At 75.2% G+C, this 14308-nt stretch carries 11 protein-coding genes; 4 read left to right on the forward strand and 7 right to left on the reverse strand.

All coding sequences use genetic code 11. The features are described 5' to 3' along the window. Nucleotides 1–79 precede the first annotated feature (79 nt). From ACPXCB_RS05495 to ACPXCB_RS05510, 4 genes are read left to right on the forward strand one after another with little or no spacing between them, the layout of a single operon-like run. Nucleotides 80–1144, forward strand: coding sequence for an ABC transporter substrate-binding protein (locus tag ACPXCB_RS05495; protein ID WP_425872720.1), 1065 nt, complete (start codon nt 80–82; stop codon nt 1142–1144). After that, complete coding sequence (locus ACPXCB_RS05500; RefSeq protein WP_425872722.1) at nt 1141–1920, forward strand: ABC transporter ATP-binding protein; 780 nt, start codon at nt 1141–1143, stop codon at nt 1918–1920. The genes ACPXCB_RS05495 and ACPXCB_RS05500 overlap by 4 nt, the downstream gene beginning before the upstream one ends. After that, the gene (locus ACPXCB_RS05505) at nt 1910–2794 is read left to right on the forward strand and encodes an ABC transporter permease (RefSeq protein ID WP_311413001.1); all 885 of its coding nucleotides are present in this window, start codon (nt 1910–1912) and stop codon (nt 2792–2794) included. Before ACPXCB_RS05500 ends, ACPXCB_RS05505 begins: the two co-directional genes overlap by 11 nt. A gap of 1 nt (nt 2795) precedes the next feature. Further along, complete coding sequence (locus ACPXCB_RS05510) at nt 2796–3245, forward strand: RrF2 family transcriptional regulator (protein WP_425872724.1); 450 nt, start codon at nt 2796–2798, stop codon at nt 3243–3245. Between the two features lie 47 nt (nt 3246–3292). On the opposite strand, the gene ACPXCB_RS05515 is transcribed toward ACPXCB_RS05510, so the two are convergent. From ACPXCB_RS05515 to ACPXCB_RS05545, 7 genes are all read right to left on the reverse strand, one after another. Then, nucleotides 3293–3481, reverse strand: a complete 189-nt coding sequence (locus ACPXCB_RS05515) for a hypothetical protein (protein ID WP_425872726.1) — start codon at nt 3479–3481, stop codon at nt 3293–3295. A 177-nt stretch (nt 3482–3658) separates the two neighbouring features. After that, the gene (locus ACPXCB_RS05520; protein ID WP_425872728.1) at nt 3659–4990 is read right to left on the reverse strand and encodes a DEAD/DEAH box helicase; all 1332 of its coding nucleotides are present in this window, start codon (nt 4988–4990) and stop codon (nt 3659–3661) included. A 222-nt stretch (nt 4991–5212) separates the two neighbouring features. Continuing rightward, a complete protein-coding gene (cspE, locus tag ACPXCB_RS05525; protein WP_007464836.1) occupies nt 5213–5416 on the reverse strand; it encodes a transcription antiterminator/RNA stability regulator CspE in 204 nt (67 codons plus the stop codon). A gap of 205 nt (nt 5417–5621) precedes the next feature. After that, nucleotides 5622–9158 carry an ATP-dependent helicase gene (locus ACPXCB_RS05530; RefSeq protein WP_425872730.1) on the reverse strand — a complete coding sequence of 1179 codons (3537 nt, stop codon included), beginning with the start codon at nt 9156–9158 and terminating at the stop codon, nt 5622–5624. Then, nucleotides 9155–12778, reverse strand: a complete 3624-nt coding sequence (locus ACPXCB_RS05535) for an ATP-dependent helicase (protein WP_425872731.1) — start codon at nt 12776–12778, stop codon at nt 9155–9157. The genes ACPXCB_RS05530 and ACPXCB_RS05535 overlap by 4 nt, the downstream gene beginning before the upstream one ends. A gap of 72 nt (nt 12779–12850) precedes the next feature. Then, a complete protein-coding gene (locus tag ACPXCB_RS05540; RefSeq protein ID WP_132231057.1) occupies nt 12851–13396 on the reverse strand; it encodes a TIGR00730 family Rossman fold protein in 546 nt (181 codons plus the stop codon). Between the two features lies 1 nt (nt 13397). Next, the gene (locus tag ACPXCB_RS05545; protein WP_425872733.1) at nt 13398–14258 is read right to left on the reverse strand and encodes a TIGR00730 family Rossman fold protein; all 861 of its coding nucleotides are present in this window, start codon (nt 14256–14258) and stop codon (nt 13398–13400) included. Nucleotides 14259–14308 lie beyond the last annotated feature (50 nt).

Here is a 14308-nt window from a genome sequence, read left to right on the forward strand (position 1 = left end):
GGTTGGCCCTTGACGCCAGTTCACCGCCTGCCCCAATCTTCCTACCAACTAAGTAGGAATACTGCGGATTGGATGGACGATGAGACGGCTCCCCATGCGTCGGTGGGTCTCCCTGGCCACCCTCGCCGTCGTCGGCGCGGCGACCCTGGGCACCGCCGCCGCCTGCGGCGACGACAGCGAGGGCGCGGGCGGCGGCTCCGGCCCGACGACGCTGCGGCTCGGCTACTTCCCCAACATCACCCACGCACCGGCCGTGGTCGGCGTGGAGAAGGGCATCTTCGCCGAGAAGCTCGGCGGCGACGTCAAGCTGGAGACGAAGACCTTCAACGCCGGCCCCGCCGCCATCGAGGCGATCTTCTCCGGCGCGCTCGACGCCACGTACATCGGCCCGAACCCGACGGTGAACGCCTTCTCGAAGTCGAAGGGCGAGGCCGTCCGGGTCATCTCCGGCGCGGCCTCCGGCGGCGTCGCGCTCGTCGTCAAGCCCGAGATCACCTCGGTGGAGCAGCTCCGGGGCAAGAAGATCGCCACCCCGCAGCTGGGCAACACCCAGGACGTGGCCATCCGCCACTGGCTGAAGGAGAAGGGCCTCACGACGACCAAGGAGGGCGGCGGCGACGTCAAGATCATTCCGCAGGAGAACGCCCAGACGGTGGAGACGTTCAACAGCGGGGCCGTCGACGGCGCCTGGGTGCCCGAGCCGTTCGTGTCCCGGCTGGTCAACGCCGGGGGCAAGGTGCTCGTCGACGAGCGCGACCTCTGGCCGGACCGGAAGTTCGTCATCACCAACCTGATCGTCAGCACCAAGTTCCTCAAGGCCCACCCGGACGTGGTGAAGAAGCTGGTCGAGGGCCAGGTGGCCGCGAACGAGTTCGTCAACGGCAGGCCCGACGAGGCGCACCAGGCCATCTCCGACCACATCGGCAAGATCAGCGGCAAGCCGCTCGACCTCAAGCTGATCAAGCAGGCCTGGCCGACGCTGGAGTTCACCAACGACCCGATCGCCTCGTCGCTGAAGACCGGTCTCGACCACGCCGTCGCGGTCGGGCTGACCCAGCCGGTCAGCCTCGACGGCCTCTACGACCTCACCCACCTCAACGAGGTGCTCAAGGGCCAGGGCAAGCCCGGGGTCGTCCAACCATGACGTCGACCACGACGACGCCACGCAGCGCGACCGGCTCGGTCGCGCTGCACGGCGTCACCAAGGTGTACGGGCGCGGGGCGAACGCCGTCGTCGCCCTGGACGGGGTCTCCCTCGACGTCGCGCCCGGCGAGTTCGTCTGCCTGGTCGGGGCCTCCGGCTGCGGCAAGAGCACCCTGCTCAACCTGGTCGCCGGCCTCGACCTGCCCAGCGGCGGGCGGATCACCCTCGACGAGGGCGTCGACCCGGGACTGATGTTCCAGGAGCCCGCCCTCTTCCCCTGGCTCACCGTCGAGGGCAACGTCGAGGTGCCGCTGAAACTGCGCGGGCTGCCCCGGGCGGCGCGGCGGAACCGGGTCGCCGAACTGCTCGGCACGGTCCACCTGGCCGACTTCGGCCGCAAGCGCCCGCACGAACTGTCCGGCGGCATGCGCCAGCGGGTGGCGCTGGCCCGCACCCTCGCCCTGGACACGCCGGTGCTGCTGATGGACGAGCCATTCGGCGCGCTGGACGCGATGACCCGGGACATCCTGCACGACGAGCTGGAACGGATCTGGACCGAGCGGCGGCTCACCGTGCTCTTCGTGACGCACAACGTCCGCGAGGCGGCCCGGCTCGCCGACCGGATCATCCTGCTCTCCAGCCGGCCCGGCCGGATCATCTGGTCCACCCCGGTCGACGTGCCCCGGCCGCGCCGCATCGACTCCCCCGAGGTCGCCGCGATCGCCGCCGAGGTCACCGGCCGCCTGCGTACGGAGGTGGGCCGCCATGGCCGGTGACACCCTCGCCGCCGTCCCGCGTACCGACGCGGAGATCTCCGGGCTGGACGCCCTGGAGCTGGCTGGTCGGGAGAAGAGCCGTACGCGGGCCAGCCGGCTCTGGGCGGCGACCTGGCCGAAGCTGGCCGCCCTCGTCCTCGCCGTCGGCGCCTGGCAGGTCGTGGTCTGGACCGGCTGGAAGCCCGAGTACTCGTTGCCGGGCCCGGTCGCCGTGGGTCAGGAGCTGCTCCGGCAGGTCAGCGGCGTCCAGCTCTGGGAGGGGCTGGTCACCACCCTGCGTCGGGCGGCCCTCGGCTACGTCTTCTCGGTCGCCGTCGGCCTGCTGCTCGGCCTCGCGGTGGCCCGGTCGCGGATCCTGCGGGCCGCGATCGGTTCGATGATCACCGCGTTGCAGACGATGCCGTCGATCGCCTGGTTCCCGCTGGCGATCCTGCTGTTCGAGCTGAGCGAGAAGGCCATCTTCTTCGTGGTGGTGCTCGGCGCCGCGCCGTCCATCGCCAACGGCGTGATCGCCGGTGTGGACTACGTGCCGCCGCTGCTGCTGCGCGCCGGCCGCAACCTCGGCGCCCGAGGGCTGAACCTGTACCGGTACGTCATCGCGCCCGCCGCGCTGCCGGCCATCGTGGCCGGTCTCAAGCAGGGCTGGGCGTTCTCCTGGCGCAGCCTGATGGCCGGCGAGCTGATCGTGGTCGGCATCTCGCAGACCTCGCTGGGCGCGCAGCTCACCTACTCGCGGGAACTCTCCGACTCGCCCTGGCTGATCTCCACGATGATCGTGATCCTGGTGCTGGGCCTGGCGGTGGACGCCGCGTTCGGGGCGGCGGACAAGGCGATCCGGCGGCGCTGGGGCGTGTTGGACCAGGCGGGTCAGTGACGTGTACGTCTCCGCGCGCAGTGACTATGCGCTCCGGGCCATGCTCGCCGTCGCCGCCGCGGCTCCGGTCGGTGGCGGCGAGCTGGTCAAGGCGGGGACGCTGGCCGACAGCCAGGACATCCCGCTGAGCTTTCTCCAGGGCATCCTGGTCGACCTGCGCCGGGCCGGTCTGCTGGTCAGCCACCGGGGCACCGAGGGCGGGTACGCCCTGGCCCGCCCGGCGGTGGAGATCAGCGTCGGCGACGTGCTCCGCGCGATCGGCGGGTCCCTGACGACCGTCCGCGGGCTGCCGGCCGAGCGGGCCGGCTACGCGGGTGTGGCGACCGGACTGCGGGACGTCTGGCTGGCCGTGCACGGCGCGATCGCCCTGGTGGTCGACCGGACCACCCTCGCCGACCTGCTGGGGGCGGACCACTTCCCGGCCGGCGCCGGGGAGACCCGCGCCGGCTGACCGCGCACCGGCTCCTCCGGCGACGGGCAGGCGGGCCCCGGCGACGGTCAGCCGACGGTGGACACCGGCCGCTCCGTCGGGCTGCGAAGCTCGACCGGAGCGGCTGGCGCGGCCCCGTCCGGGGTGGCGTGCCATGGCGTGAACACCGCGACCACGGCGAGCAGCAGCCCGGCCAGCGCCACCGCGAGCACCAGCAACAGTTCCCGCGCCGCGCCCGAGCCGGCGTCGCCCGCCATGGTCACCCCTCCCACGCCGGGCGGTCCCGCCCGGATCTTCCCCCGCCCCAGCTTCCACCACCCCCGGCGGCGGAAACAGTCGCCGATCGGACGTAACGTCCGCTGATTCCAGACTCAGCCGTCGGCTCCGGGCACGGGTGCCCGGAGCCGATGGGAGAGCGTGACGTGGAGGGTTGGTCAGGAGGCGTGCGGGGTGCGGGGGCGGCGCGAGCGGCGGGGCCGCCCCGAGGCGCGGTGCGGAGCCCGGCCGCCCTCACCGGCGCGGCCGGCCGACCGGCCGCCGGCAGACCCGGCGGAGGCGGCCTGCGGCGCGGGCGGCGCGATCGTCACCGGCACGCCGGACGGCTCCCGGGCGCCGGTCACCCGGGCCAGGGCCTCGTCGCCGGACCGCACCTGGGCGGACTCGGGACGGATCCCGGCGGTCGACATCAGCCGGGACACGTCCCGGCGCTGCTCCGGCAGGACCAGGGTGACGACCGTGCCGGACTCCCCCGCCCGGGCGGTACGCCCACCACGGTGCAGGTAGTCCTTCGCCTCGGCGGGCGGGTCCACGTTGACCACCATGTCCAGCCCGTCCACGTGGATGCCCCGCGCCGCCACGTCGGTGGCGACCAGCGCCGTCACCTGCCCGGTGCGGAACTGCTCCAGGATCCGGGTGCGCTGCGGCTGGGACTTCCCCCCGTGCAGCGCGGCGGCACGTACTCCCTTGGACAGCAGCTGGCGGGCCAGCCGGTCGGCGCGGTGCTTGGTGCCCATGAACAGGATGGTGCGGCCCTCGCGGGCGGCGATCCAGGTCAGCGCGGTCGGCTTGTCCAGCGCGTCGACGTGCAGCACGTGGTGGGTCATCGCGGTCACCGTGGCGGTACCCGGATCCACCGAGTGCGTCACGGGGCTGCTCAGGAAGCGGCGGACCAGCTTGTCCACGCCGCCGTCCAGGGTGGCCGAGAAGAGCATCCGCTGCCCGTTCGGGGCGACCTGCTCCAGCAGCTTGGTGACCTGCGGCAGGAAGCCCATGTCGGCCATCTGGTCGGCCTCGTCGAGCACGGTGATGCCGACCTGGTCCAGCCGGGCGTCGCCGCGGTTGATCAGGTCGTGCAGCCGGCCGGGGGTGGCCACGACCAGTTCGGCGCCGGTGCGCAGGGCGTCCGCCTGGCGTTGCAGCGAAAGCCCGCCGACGACGGTGGCGCAGCGCAGCCCGACGGCGCGGGCGTACGGGTCGAGCGCGGTGGTGACCTGCTGGGCCAGCTCGCGGGTGGGCACCAGCACCAGGGCCAACGGTCGGCCCGGGCGGGCCCGGCGGCCGGCGATGCGGGACAGCAGGGGAAGCCCGAAGGCGAGCGTCTTGCCGGAGCCGGTGCGGCCCCGGCCGAGCACGTCCCGGCCGGCGAGCGAGTCCGGCAGGGTCGCCGACTGGATCGGGAACGGCTCGGTGATGCCCTGGGCGGTCAGCTCGGCGAGCAGCGCCGGGGCCAGCCCGGTGAGGGCGAAAGAGGGTACGACAGTGGTCATGCGGAAGCCTTCCTCGACGCGGCACGTGTCGAGGGAGGGCGCCGGAGGCGGCGCTGTCACCGGCGGGCCAGGCCGCAGGTGACTCACAAGCACGAACCGAAAGGGGTACGGGCCCCGGCCCGCCGCCGTTCGCCGCCTGCTCACGCAGGTCGACAGTGCGGCGGGCCGGTCCCGTCACCGCGCCCGGAGGGCGCGATGGGTGCTACCTGGAAGATCCGAAGATCAGAGCGGGCGGATGTTCTCCGCCTGCGGGCCCTTCTGGCCCTGGGTCACCTCGAACTCGACCCGCTGGTTCTCGTCCAGGCTCCGGTAGCCGGAGGACTGGATCGCCGAGAAGTGGGCGAAGACGTCGGCGCCGCCGCCGTCCGGAGTGATGAAGCCGAAGCCCTTGTCAGCGTTGAACCACTTGACGGTGCCAATAGCCATTTTTGTTTCGTCTCCTTGACGGAACGTCGAACCCGCACTTGTTGCGGGCTCGAAGAGGAGCGCGCCACGCGGAACTGCCTGGCTCGCTTGTCGCTTCTGGTCGCCCCGCCCGGAGAACTCCGGACACAACAAAGAGCGCCTGGGCCACAATCCTCCAGGCGCACACAGAGTCTCTGGGAACCATAACTGCAACGCGACCAACCTATCACGGATTCGGCCCCGCGCCACCGTCTGCCGGAATTTCCGGTACGGAGACGATCAGCGCGGTCAGCCCGTCCGCGTCGAGCAGGTCCGCCGGGCGGACCGTGACCCCGTCCCGCACGTAGTGGAACGCCGCACCGACCCGCTCCACCGGCACGCCGGCCAGCTCCGCCCAGGCCAGCCGGTAGACCGCGAGCTGCACGGCGGCCACCTCGGCGGCTGCGCCGACGGGCTGCCGGCCGGTCTTCCAGTCGACCACGTCGAACCGCCCGCCCGGCCGGGCGAAGACGGCGTCCATCCGCCCCCGGACCACCACTCCGGCGATCACTGTGGCGAAGGGCACCTCCACCTCGACCGGCACCCGCTCGGCCCACTCGCTGGCCAGGAAACGCTCCTGGAGCTCAGCCAACGCCTCGTCCGGCGCCGCGTCCGCGTCCGCCGCACCCGGCAGCTCGTCCAGGTCGAGCAGCCGGTCCGCGCCGAACCGCTGCTCCAGCCACGTGTGGAAGGCGGTGCCCCGGCGGGCGTACGGATTGGGTTCGGTGGGCACCGGGCGGCGCAGCGCGCGGGCCAGCGCCGCCGGATCCCGGCGCAGCGCCACCAACTGGGTCACCGACAGCTGGCCGGGCAGGGCCACCTCGACCGCGCCGGACTGCCGGGTCAGCTCGGCCCGCTCGGCGAGCAGCAGGTCGGCCTCCCGCCGCCACCGCGCCACGTCCGCGTCGCCAGCCGACGGGTCCGCGCCCACCCCGGCGGTGTCGTCGCCGCCGGACGGCGTCCGTTCGGCCGTCTCGCCGCCGGACAGCGGGCGGGCCGCTGCCTCCCCGCCGGGCAGCGGGCGGGCCGCCGGGTCGCCGTCGGACGGCGTCCGTTCGGCGGTCTCGCCGCCGGGCAGCGGGCGTGCCACCCTGTCGCCATCGGCGAGGAAGCGGCGGACCAGGGCTGCCGCCTCGGCCAGCGCCGGCCGGCGGGCGCCCAGCGGGTCGGCCGGCCACTCGGCGCGCAGCACCACCTCGGTCGTCGGGTTGACCGCGTCCCCCGGCGGCTCCGGCGCCCACTCGTCCACCAGGTGCCCGGCGCGGGCGTCCAGGCAGGCGTCGTGCACCTCCCGCAGCAGCACCGACGGGCCGCGCGGCCGTTTGGTGCCCTCCCCCCACCAGTAGCCGGAGCAGAGCAGCAGCCGCCGAGGGCGGGTCACCGCCACGTACGCCAGCCGGCGCTCCTCCCGCTCGTCGTGCGCCCGCCAGGCGTCGGTGAAGTCCTCCAGCGCCCGGGCCACCCCCCGCTGGTCCTCGGCCTCGGCCAGGCCCAGCTCCGGCAGCCCGTCGGCGTCACCACGCAACGGAAACGGCAGCACGCCCAGCCCGCCGAGCCAGTGGTCGGAGTTGCGCACCGGCCCCGGCCAGACGCCCCGGCTCAGCCCGGCCACCGCGACCACGTCCCACTCCAGGCCCTTCGCGGCGTGCGCGGTGAGGATCTGCACCGCGCCCTCGACCACCTCCACCTCGCCCGGGGTGAGGCCGCGCTCCTCGTCCTCGGCGGCAGCCAGGTAGGCCAGGAACCCCGACAGGGTGCCGCCCGGCGTCTCCCCGCTGAACCGGGCGGCGACGTCGCCGAGCGCGTCCAGGTGGCCCCGCGCCAGGCCGGCGTCACCGGCCCCGTCCCGGCCGGCCCGCACCGCCACCTCCACGTCCAGGCCGATCGTCCGCTCGATGTCCGCGATCAGCTCCGGCAGGGACTGGTCCAGCCGGTAGCGCAGCAGGCCCAGCTCCCGGGCGTACGCCCGCAGCCGCGCGTAGCCCTCCGCCGAGTACGCCTGGGCCGGGCCCAGGTCGGCCAGCGCCTCCACCAGGGTCGCCTCGTCGAGCAGATCCGGGCTGATCTCCGGGGTGCCGTCGTCGGCGAGCCTGCGCCGGGCCGCCGCGATGGACTTCGCCCGGCGGTGCAGGGCCACCAGGTCCCGGGGCCCGATCCGCCAGCGCGCGCCGGTCAGCAGCCGCAGCAGCGCGGCCCCGTCCGTCGGGTCGGCCAGCACCCGCAGCGTGCACACCACGTCCCGCACCTCGGGGGTGTCCAGCAGGCCGCCCAGGCCCACCACCTCGACCGGCAGGCCGCGCTCGCGCAGCGCCGACTCGATCGCCGGGATCTGGCTGCGCAGCCGCACGAGCACGGCGGTCGTGGGCCGCAGCGGCACCGGGATGTGCTCGGGCAGCACGCCGGGCATCCCCGCCGCGCCGCGCCAGGCGTGCAGCACGCTGTCGGCGATCCAGTCGGCCTCGTCGGCGTACGTCCGCAGCAGGGCGCAGTGGACGGTGCCGCCGGCGGCGCCGCGGGCGCTGCGGTGCGGGACCGGCTCCTTGACGCTCATCGCCGCGCGCAGCTCCGGCACCCGGGCGCCGGCCGCCCGCAGCGGGGTGGCCAGCGCGTTGGCGACACCGAGGATCTCGGGCCGGTTGCGCCAGCTCGTGGTGAGGCTGAGCACCTCGGCCGGCGCACCGCCCGCGCGGGCGAACTCCGTGGGGAAGCGGTCCAGGGTGCCGGCGCTCGCCCCGCGCCAGCCGTAGATCGACTGGCAGGGGTCGCCGACCGCCGTCACCGGATGCCCGCCGCCGAACAGCGCGTTGAGCAGCACCACCTGGGCGTGACTGGTGTCCTGGTACTCGTCGAGCAGCACCACCCGGAACCGGTCCCGCTCGATCTCGCCGACGCCCGGGTGGTCGCGGGCGACCCGGGCGGCCCGCGCGAGCTGGTCGGCAAAGTCCATCGCCTCGAAGTCCTCCTTGCGCCGGGCGTACGCGCGCACCAGCGGAAGCAGCTTCAGCCGGATCTGCTGGAGTTGCAGCGCCTTGCGCACGTCGGCGTAGACCCGGCCGGGGCGCACCTGCACCTCGGCGAAGAACCGGCCCGTCCACGCGGCCAGCGCGTCCGGGTCGACCAGGTGCTCGTCCAGCTCCCCGGCCAGCGCCAGCACCGCGTCGGTGATCGTGCTCGGCATCCGGTCCACTCCGGACATGTCGCCGTCGTAGTTGCGCACCAGCAGGTCGACCAACTGCCAGCGGGACGCCTCGGTGAGCAGCCGGGTGGACGGCTCGTAGCCCGCCCGCAGCCCGTGCTCGGTGACGATCCGGCCGGCGTACGAGTGGTAGGTGGAGACGGTCGGCTCCCCGGCCAGCGGGTCGTCGAGCGGGTCGCGCCCCCGCCGCCCTAGCCGACGCACCAACTGGTCGAGCCGCGTACGCACCCGGTGCGCCAGCTCCCCGGCGGCCTTGCGGGTGAAGGTGAGCCCGAGCACCTGCTCCGGCCGCACGTACGAGTTGGCGACCAGCCAGACCACCCGGGCGGCCATCGTCTCCGTCTTGCCCGACCCGGCGCCCGCGACCACCAGCAGCGGCTCGACGGGCGCGGCGATGATCGCGGCCTGTTCCCGGGTCGGCGCGGGCAGCCGCAGCAGCTTCGCCAGCTCCACCGGCGTGTAGCGGGGGCCGGCGTCGGCGACCCGGGGCGCAGGGGTCGCGCTGCTGAACAGGGCGGGCTGCGTCAAGGCGTCTCCGGACGACGGGTGGTCGGCGGCTCGACCACCTGGCGGCCCTGCCCGGACACCGGGCAGCTGGTACGCACCGGGCAGACCCGGCACTTGGAGTTGGCGACCGCGGCGAAGGTGGCGGCGGCCATCGTATCCGCGGTGCGTCGCACCAGCGCGGTCGCCCAGCCGGCGTCCGGGCCCTCCCCCGCCGGCGGTTGGCTCTGCTCCTTCGCGTCCTTCGCGCCGGTGCCGAGCTGCACCAGGGCCGCGCCGCCGGACTCCTCGCCGAAGTCGGCGAAGCCCCCCGCCTCCACCGCCGCCTGGTACGCGCCGAGCTGCGGGTGCTCGGCGAGGTCGTTGGCCGTGACGGCGGTGGACTTGCCGGTCTTCAGGTCGATGACGACCAGCCGGCCGTCCTCGTCGACCTCCAGTCGGTCCACCCGACCGACCAGCTCGACCGGCCGGTGCGGGTCGTCGAGGCGCACCGCGAACTCGTGCTCGATGGCGAGCAGCCGGCGCGGATTCGCGGCCAGCCAGCGGAGCAGCTTGTCCACCATCGCCTCGGCGCGGCTGTGCTCCGGACCGACCATCCAGCGGGCGGCCAGCTCGATCACGTCGAACCGGGCGGCGACGTAGTCCAGCAGGGCCCCCCGGTCGGCGCTGGCGTCCTCGGCGAGCATCGCGGCGGCGTGCACCAGGTTGCCGACGCCCTGGGCGGCGCTGGCCGGCGGGTTGCCGCCGTGCCGCTCCAGCAGCCAGCGCAGGCTGCACCGCAGCGCGCTCTCCATCGCCGACGGGGTGACCCGGACCGGTTCCCCCTCGTCGACCAGCGGGCGGTCGTCGGAGAGCTGCCGCAGCCCCCACCAGTCGTCCGGATGCGCGCCGGCCACCCCGGCGGCGGCGAGCCGGGCCAGCTCGGCAGCCGCCGCCTGCCGCCGGGCGTAGGTCGCGGCCGGGTCGCTGACGGCGGTACGCAGCTCCGCCACCAGCGCCGGCAGGGTCAGCGCCCGGGGCGGCCGGCTCACTGGCAACGCCCCCGGCCGGTCCGGCTCCTCCTCGGCGGAGGCGCCACCTTCCTCCGGGCGCTGCGGCGCGCTCCCGTCCGGTCGCGCTGCGACGCCGGCCGGGCGTCGGCTCCCCGGGGGCGGTGGACCGTCGCTTGACGCGGAAGGCGCGGTGGAGCCAGCCGGGCCGGTCGGGTCGCTGGGATCCGGCGGGCCGGTCGGATCCGGCGGGCTGGCCGGCTCGGTCGGGTCGGTGGGGCCCAGCTCGTAGAGGAAGCGGCTCGGCTGCTCCTCGTGGTCGTCGCCGCCCACCGCGACGGAGGCGACCGCGCTGACCAGCAGCCGTCGCCGGGCCCGGGTGACCGCGACGTGGAACAGCCGGCGCTCCTCGTCGAGCAGCGCCGAGGTCTGCCCGACCAGGGCCGCCACCACGCCCGCGCCGGCCGTCCGGCCGGCGAGCACGTCGACCAGGCGCTCCGAGCCGAGCAGGCTGCCGCGCAGGCGCAGGTCGGGCCAGACGCCCTCCTGCACCCCGGCGACCGCCACGAGATCCCACTCCAGCCCCTTCGCGGCGTGGGCGGTGAGCAGCCGTACCGCCTCTCCCCGGTCGGCGGTCGGGGCGAGGGTGTCGGCCGGCAGGTCCTGGCCGAGGACGTGGTCGAGGAAGACCTCCGTACGCGCGCCGGGCAGCCGGTCGGTGAACCGGGCCGCCGCGTCGAAGAGGACCATCACGGCGTCGAGGTCGCGGTCGGCCGCCTCGGCGCGGCGGCGCCGCGCGACGTCGCCCTCGCCGGTCACCGTCTGGCCGCGGCCGGTCGCCGCGGACCACAGCTCGGCGAGCCCGCTGGCCCGCCACACCGCCCAGAGGACGTCCTCCGCCGTGGCGCCGGGCCGCGCGGCGGCCTCCCGGGCCACGGCCAGCAGACCGGCCACCGTCTGCGCCGGCTCCGCCCAGTGCCGCTCGATCCCGGCCAACCCGGCCGGGTCGCGCAGCGCCTCCACGATCAGCTCGCCCGAGGGCCGGCGGTCGCCGCCGGACAGCGCCAGGGCGCGCAGCCCCTGCCGCAGCCGCCGCTCGGCCAGCGGATCGGCGCCGCCGAGCGGCGAGTGCAGCAGCGCCACGGCGGCCTCCTCGTCGAGCCGCTCGGGCTCCAGGGCGCAGCGCAGCAGGAGCAGCAGCGGCGCGACCGCCGGTTGCAGGTGCAGCGGCAGGTCCTCGCCGTGCACGACGGTGGGCACCCCGGCGGCGTGCAGGGCACGTTGCAGCGAGGGCAGCTGCCGCCCGGTGGAGCGGACCAGCACGGCCATCTCCGACCAGGGCACGCCGCCGAGCAGATGCGCCTCGCGCAGGGCGTGCGCCAGCCAGGCCGCCTCGCTGGTGGCCGAGCGGAAGGTGCGTACCTCGACCGCGCCGGGCGGCGCGTCGGGCAGCGGGTGCAGCCGGCGGTGCGCCGCCGGGCCGCGCAGCCGTCGCGCCAGCCGGCCGGACGCGGCGAGCAGCCGGGCACCGGCCCGGTAGGAGGTGGTGAGCACCACCTGCGCCGCGGGCGCCCCCGAGGCGGTGCGGAAGCGGTGCGGGAACGTGGCCACCCCCGCCGGGTCGGCACCCCGGAACGCGTACGTGGAGGAATCCGGGTCGGCGAACGCGACCAGGGGCTTGCCGCCGCCGGCCACCGTCGCGAGCAGGTCCTGCTGGGCCGGGTCGGTGTCGGCCAACTCGTCGACGTAGACGTACGCCAGCCGCCGGCGCTCGGCCGCGAGCAGCCCGGGATCGTCGAGCAGCATCCCGGTGGCGGCCCGGACCAGCTCGGCCGGGTCGTACGCGACGGAGCCGCGGTTGCTGACGTCGCGCAGGGCGAGCACGGCCACGTACTCCCGCAGGAAACGCGCGGCGGCGGGCCAGTCGGCGCGGCCGAGCTTCTCGCCCAGCTGGGCCAGCTCGACGGGGCCGACGCCCCGCTCGGCGGCGCGCATCAGCAGGTCGCGCAGCTGCGCCGCGAAGGCCCGGGTGCGCAACGCGGGGCGAAGGTCCTCCGGCCAGCCGACCGGGTCGTCGTCGGGCGCCTCGCCGACCACGTCGAGCAGCTCGCGGATGATCAGATCCTGCTCCGGCCCGGTGAGCAGCCGGGGGGACGGCTCGCCGCGCTCGGCCGCCGCCCGCCGCAGCAGCCCGAAGGCGTACGCCGGAAGGGTGCGCACCAGCGGCTCGCGCAGCACGCGGTGCCCGCCCTCGGCGACGCGGGCCTCGATCCGCTGGCGCAGCGCGGTGGCGCCCCGGCGGCCGAAGGTGAGCACCAGGATCCGCTCCGGGTCGACGCCCTCGGCCACCCGCGCGGCGACGGCCTCGACCAGCGTGGCGGTCTTGCCCGTGCCGGGACCGCCGAGCACCAGCATCGGCCCGTCGGTGTGCGCCACGATCTCGGCCTGGCGCGGATCGGCCAGCCGCGCCGCCCCACTGTGCGCGTCCCCGTCGGTCGGCCCCCCGGACCGCCGCTCACCGTCGGCCGGCCCCCCGGACCGCCGCTCACCCTCGGTCGGCCCCCCGGACCGACCGTCCCCCCGGGCCGGCCCGCCGGGCCGGTGGTCCCCCCGGACCGCCTCGGCAGGCCGACGCACCAGCCGGTACGCCTGCATCCGTCCATCCCACCACGCCGGTACGACACCCCCACCCCGCCACCCCGCCGGGGACCAACCCACACTCCCCCGTCAGAGGAGCTGGAGTTCCAGGGTGTCCAGGGCGGCGGGGACCGTGTCGGTCACGGTGAGCAGGCCCAGGCCGGCGGGCTTGAGGAAGGTCTGGTCGGCCAGCGCCCCCAGCCAGTCGAGCACCGGGCGGTAGAAGCCGTCGGTGTCGACCAGCACCATCGGCTTCGCGTGCAGGGCCAGGGTGGCGGTCGTCCAGACCTCGAACAGCTCGTCGAGGGTGCCGAGCCCGCCCGGCAGGGTGAGGAACGCGTCCGACTTGTCGATCATGAGGGTCTTGCGGCTGGCCATCGAGTCGGTGACCAGCAGCTCGTCCGACGCCAGGTCGGCGACCTCCAGGTCGACCAGCGACTGCGGGATCACCCCGACCGTCCGGCCGCCGGCGGCCCGCGCCCCGTCGGCCAGCGCGCCCATCATGCCGACGCACCCGCCGCCGCTGACGAGGGTGTGCCCGCGCCGGGCGATCTCCGCGCCCGTCTCGGCCGCGAGGTCCAGCCAGCGCTGGTCGAGGGTACGGGAGGAGGCGCAGAACACGCAGATCGCCGCCATGTCAGCGCTTCCGGTTCTCGTCGCCCGCCTCGGCGGCGGCCTGCTGGTCGGCGGCGGTGACGGCGACGGCCTCCTCGCGGACGGCCTCCTGCTCGGTGTTGAGGGCGGCCTCGGCCTCCACGATGTGCCGGACCGCCGCGTCGACGTCGTCGGTCACGCAGATCAGCTCCAGGTCGACGGGGCCGATCTTGCCGTCGGCGGCCATCGTGTCGCGCAGCCAGTCGAGCAGGCCGCTCCAGTAGTCGGCGCCCATCAGCACCACGGGGAACCGGGTCACCTTGCCGGTCTGCACCAGGGTGAGCGCCTCGAAGAGCTCGTCCATGGTGCCGAACCCGCCGGGCAGCACGACGAACGCCTGGGCGTACTTGACGAACATGGTCTTGCGGGCGAAGAAGTAGCGGAAGTCGATGGCCAGGTCGACCCAGTCGTTGAGCCCCTGCTCGAAGGGGAGCTCGATGCCGAGGCCGACCGACAGCCCACCGGCCTCGCTGGCGCCCCGGTTGGCCGCCTCCATCACGCCCGGCCCGCCGCCGGTGATCACCGCGTAGCCGGCCCGGGCCAGGGCAGCGCCCAGCGCCTCGGCCAGCTGGCACTCGGGGCTCTCCGGGTGGCTGCGGGCGGAACCGAACACGCTGACCGCCGAGGGCAGGTCGGCGAGGGTGTCGAAGCCCTCGACGAACTCGGAGAGGATGCGCAGCGCCCGCCAGGCGTCCTTGGTCTTCCAGTCCTCACGCCCCCGCGAATCGAGCAGGCGCTGGTCGGCGGTGCTGCCCGTCATCGCCTGCCGCCGCAGCGTCACGGCCCCCCGGTGCCGTTCCCGTCCCGGCTCGCGGCCGGCCTCCCGCCCGTTGCTCTGACCCATGGGAGCAACCGTAGTGGAGCCGCACCCGCCAGGTGCGCGCACCGTGAGCC

Source organism: Micromonospora sp. DT62, assembly GCF_049847285.1.
GTDB classification, from domain to species: Bacteria; Actinomycetota; Actinomycetes; order Mycobacteriales; family Micromonosporaceae; genus Micromonospora; species Micromonospora reichwaldensis.